Origin of the sequence: Shewanella sp. (assembly GCF_041630135.1) — a bacterium.
Classification (GTDB): domain Bacteria; phylum Pseudomonadota; class Gammaproteobacteria; order Enterobacterales; family Shewanellaceae; genus Shewanella.
Genome location: NZ_JBFKLW010000111.1, coordinates 1 through 4,213, shown reverse-complemented (window position 1 = coordinate 4,213; position 4,213 = coordinate 1). Strand labels below are relative to the sequence as shown.

Sequence of the window (4,213 nt, the reverse complement as noted above, 5' to 3'; positions counted from 1 at the left end):
TCCGAATTAACAAATTTGTCTGGTGACAATAGCGCTCTGGTCCCACCTGATCCCATTCCGAACTCAGTAGTGAAACGGAGCAGCGCCGATGGTAGTGTGGGGTCTCCCCATGTGAGAGTAGGTCATTGCCAGACGCCTAATAAGACAAAAAGGCCACCCGAAAGGGTGGCCTTTTTGCTTTTTGGCTTCTATATAATTTTCAACATGTTAACCGAACGAGGTGGCAGTTTCTGCCTCCGAATAATGCGATATTCGCCGCCCTTGGTTACAATGGCTTTTTATTTTTGCAGGAAAGCGCAATGCCTGTTTCTCTCAAGTCTTACAATACCTTTGGCATCGATCATCAGTGCGCTGAACTTATCGAGGTCACCGATGCGACAGAATTGCCTGACCTGATCCGCACCTTGGATGCGCAGGACCGTGGTTATTTCATCCTGGGTGGCGGCAGTAATGTATTACTGACATCTGATGTAAACCTTACCGTGCTTAAGATGGCAAATAAGGGTATTGAAGTAACGGCAGGCAACAATGCCTGGCATGTGGCTGTGGCAGCAGGTGAAAATTGGCATCAGTTTGTCAGCTGGACTCTTGAGCAGCAGATGCCAGGGCTTGAGAATCTTGCGCTTATCCCTGGCACAGTCGGTGCCGCTCCAATCCAGAACATCGGTGCTTATGGTCTTGAGCTGATGGAAGTCTGTGAGTGGGTTGAGTATCTGTCGTTGCCAGATTGCGTGACTGTAAGGATGACAGCTATTGAGTGTAAGTTTGGCTATCGTGATTCCATTTTTAAACAGCAGCTCAGAGGTAAGGCTATTATTACCCGGGTTGGTTTTAAACTACCTAAGATGTGGCAGCCTAAGCTTACCTACGGCCCATTGGCAGAGTTTAATACAGATACAGTGACACCGGAGATGATCTTTGAGCGCGTAATCGCTGTGCGTTCTGAGAAATTGCCCGACCCCGTCAAGTTGGGTAACGCTGGTAGCTTTTTCAAGAACCCCATTGTGGACGCAGTAACCTTTGCTGCAATCGTAAGGCAGTATCCTGATGCTGTGGCTTACGCTCAGGAAGATGGCCGGATGAAATTGGCGGCAGGCTGGCTGATAGATAAAGCCGGACTAAAAGGATATCGACAGGGTGAGGCCGGCGTACATGATAAGCAAGCGTTGGTACTGGTTAATTTTGGTGCGGCAACAGGCGCAGATATCCTCAACCTTGCAAGACACGTCATCACTGAAGTGCACGACCGCTTTGGAGTGATGCTTGAACCCGAACCCAATTTGGTTGGCCTGCACTCACTTTTAACCGAATAAGCCCAAACAGGGAGTTGCAAATGGAACAGTGGCAACGAAAACGCGACATTATTACTTTGCTGTCGACGCAGGAGTTTGTATCCGGTGAGGCGCTGGCAGAGCGGCTGGGCATTTCCCGTGCCGCCATCAGTAAACACATTGACGTGCTAGAGACTCTTGGGCTGAGCATATACAGCGTTAAAGGTAGGGGCTACAAGTTAGCGACGCCGGTTTCGCTGATTAACGAGTCCAGGCTTAAGCAAGGTATAGAGCGGCGCTGTTTTTACTTTGACGATATCCCCAGCACCAATGGATTTATGTTGTCCCATTCCGATGAACTTGAAAGCGGTGATGTGTGCATTGCAGAACATCAATCAGCCGGACGTGGGCGCCGGGGTCGTAAATGGGTATCGCCTTATGGAAGCCATTTGTATTTCTCGTTGTTTTGGCGTTTAACCGAAGGCATGAGTAAAGCAATGGGTTTAAGCCTGGTGGTGGGTTGCTCGCTGGCAAAAGTGTTGGCTGATCTTGGGGTAGATAACATTGGCCTTAAATGGCCGAATGATGTTTATCTCGATGGTTGCAAACTTGCCGGTATTCTGGTGGAGATGAAAGGTCAGGCTGACAGCAATTGTGAACTCATTATCGGTATCGGTGTGAATATGGCCATGCCGGATGCACAGGGTGAAGCTATCGATCAACCTTGGGCTGATCTGCAGGGTGTTACCATGCCGGACAAGACCGAGTTTTCGATAAAGCTGCAACGTCAACTGCAGGTAGATTTAACCCTGTTTGAGCAAGATGGGTTGACGGCTTTTATTCCACGCTGGCAGCAGGCCGATCTTTTCATTGGTAAACCGGTTAATTTGCTGATGGCCGACAAAGTGGAAACTGGCATTTGCCGGGGAATCGATGCCCAGGGTGCCTTGTTGCTCGAGATGGCTGGTGAGCTGAGAAGCTTTATCGGCGGGGAAATAAGTTTACGTCCTGCCTGATAATCATGCGCTATGGCCACAAAAGACAATGCCGACTGAATTGCAGGCCTCTGTTATCTGCACCAAAGTTGGCCTTTGCATACATAAGGCATGCATGAATCAGCGATTATTTTCGCAGCAGTACCTGATTCATCAGATGGTCTTCGCCTTTCCGCAAAATCAAGTGAGCTCGCTCACGAGTAGGTTGTATGTTCATCCGCAAATTTGGGCCGTTAATGCTATCCCAAATTTGTGCGGCAGTGTCCTTTGCGGCGCTATCGTCCAGATTGGCATAATGTCGGAAATAGGAGTTATCGTCAGCAAAAGCTCCGCTTCGGAATTGCAGGAACCTTTCTATATACCAAGCCTTTAGCAGGGATTCATCTGCATCAACATAAATAGAAAAATCCACAAAATCGGATACGAAAGGACGACGAACATCAACAGGGGAATCTAATCCGGTTTGCAGCACATTCAGACCTTCCAGTATCAGAATGTCTGGCTTTTCGATGACTTGCCTCGTGTCCGGTAGGCGATCGTAGATAATGTGGGAATACAGCGGTGCTTCCACTTTTTCCTGGCCTGATTTTACCGAAGACACGAAATCAATCAGCATTTTAGTGTCATAGCTTTCGGGAAAGCCTTTACGCTGCAGTAGTCCCTTGCGCTTCAGCTCTGTGAGTGGGAACAGGAAACCATCAGTGGTAACTAAATCGACTTTGGGATGCTCAGGCCACTGTTTCAGCAGCGCCTGTAAAATACGGGCGGTGGTACTTTTACCTACAGCTACACTGCCGGCAATACTGATAATGTAAGGACTGTCGGGTTGACGATTGCCAAGGAACTTATTCAGCACCACCCCACGTTGCTGGCGCGTCCCTACAATCAGATTCAGCAACCGACTGAGTGGCAGATAGATGTCAGTAACCTCGGAAAGAGAAATGCGTTCATTAATACCCCGCAAACGGGCCAGATCGCCCTCTGCTAACATCAAAGGAACTGAGTTCCTGAGTTCCGCCCAGCGCTCTCGATCAAAATCATGATAAAGCGCCTGCGCAGTTTGGTTATTAATCATTCAATTTCCTCGCCTTAGGCAGCGCACAGTACAACAGCTATGGCCTATTAACAATAGTTCAACGGCAATTGTCAGCCTGTTGAAGCAATTTGTTGGGTATGCCCTTGGTACGCGTGCAAAAAAGCGCCGCTTGGCACTTTTTTTGGCTGAAATTGGATTTTTCTATTGCAACCCAAGCCACATTTACCTAATATCCGCTACCGAAATGAAGCGCCGGCATAGCTCAGTTGGTAGAGCAACTGACTTGTAATCAGTAGGTCCCGAGTTCGACTCTTGGTGCCGGCACCATTTTGATTGGAGGGGTTCCCGAGTGGCCAAAGGGATCAGACTGTAAATCTGACGGCTCCGCCTTCGAAGGTTCGAATCCTTCTCCCTCCACCATTTTCTAGGTACTAGGTAGCCTGTGCGGGCATCGTATAATGGTATTACTCCAGCCTTCCAAGCTGATAACGCGGGTTCGATTCCCGCTGCCCGCTCCAAAAATTAAGAGATGCTGATATAGCTCAGTCGGTAGAGCGCATCCTTGGTAAGGATGAGGTCGGCAGTTCGATTCTGCCTATCAGCACCAGTTGCTCTTAAGATGCTGCCTTTTATCTAAATATACGTTCGGTGCCATTGATTGGCATCGGATTTTTTCTGTATGCAGGTTTTCATCACCAAGAATCTTGGACTGAGGCAATACCATGGCTAAAGCTAAATTTGAACGTAACAAGCCCCACGTAAACGTGGGTACCATCGGTCACGTTGACCATGGTAAAACCACTCTGACTGCTGCTATCTCTCACGTACTGACCAAGACCTACGGTGGTGAGGCTCGTGACTTCTCTCAGATCGATAACGCTCCAGAAGAGCGTGAGCGCGGTATTACCATC

General features: G+C 48.7%; 4 protein-coding genes, 4 tRNA genes and 1 rRNA gene. 8 read left to right on the top strand and 1 reads right to left on the bottom strand.

Going from position 1 to position 4,213, the window contains the following annotated elements; genetic code table 11:
- Positions 1–18: 18 nt before the first annotated feature.
- From rrf to birA, 3 genes are all read left to right on the top strand, one after another.
- Positions 19–134, top strand: a 5S ribosomal RNA gene (gene rrf / locus ABYK60_RS18275).
- Positions 135–299: 165 nt separating this feature from the next.
- Positions 300–1,313 carry a UDP-N-acetylmuramate dehydrogenase gene (gene murB / locus ABYK60_RS18270; protein WP_372873419.1) on the top strand — a complete coding sequence of 338 codons (1,014 nt, stop codon included), beginning with the start codon at positions 300–302 and terminating at the stop codon, positions 1,311–1,313.
- 20 nt (positions 1,314–1,333) lie between these two features.
- Positions 1,334–2,287, top strand: a complete 954-nt coding sequence (birA, locus tag ABYK60_RS18265; RefSeq protein ID WP_372873418.1) for a bifunctional biotin--[acetyl-CoA-carboxylase] ligase/biotin operon repressor BirA — start codon at positions 1,334–1,336, stop codon at positions 2,285–2,287.
- Between the two features lie 106 nt (positions 2,288–2,393).
- On the opposite strand, the gene coaA is transcribed toward birA, so the two are convergent.
- The gene (coaA, locus tag ABYK60_RS18260) at positions 2,394–3,341 is read right to left on the bottom strand and encodes a type I pantothenate kinase (RefSeq protein WP_372873417.1); all 948 of its coding nucleotides are present in this window, start codon (positions 3,339–3,341) and stop codon (positions 2,394–2,396) included.
- Positions 3,342–3,553: 212 nt separating this feature from the next.
- Between coaA and ABYK60_RS18255 the strand changes: the two genes are divergently transcribed.
- The 5 genes from ABYK60_RS18255 to ABYK60_RS18235 all read left to right on the top strand — a co-directional run.
- Positions 3,554–3,629, top strand: a tRNA-Thr gene (locus ABYK60_RS18255).
- Between the two features lie 8 nt (positions 3,630–3,637).
- Positions 3,638–3,722 (top strand) — tRNA-Tyr (locus ABYK60_RS18250).
- A gap of 24 nt (positions 3,723–3,746) precedes the next feature.
- Positions 3,747–3,820: transfer RNA gene (locus ABYK60_RS18245), tRNA-Gly, on the top strand.
- A 13-nt stretch (positions 3,821–3,833) separates the two neighbouring features.
- Positions 3,834–3,909 (top strand) — tRNA-Thr (locus ABYK60_RS18240).
- Positions 3,910–4,024: 115 nt separating this feature from the next.
- On the top strand, positions 4,025–4,213 hold a 189-nt coding region (locus tag ABYK60_RS18235), incomplete at its 3' end, for a GTP-binding protein (protein ID WP_372873416.1).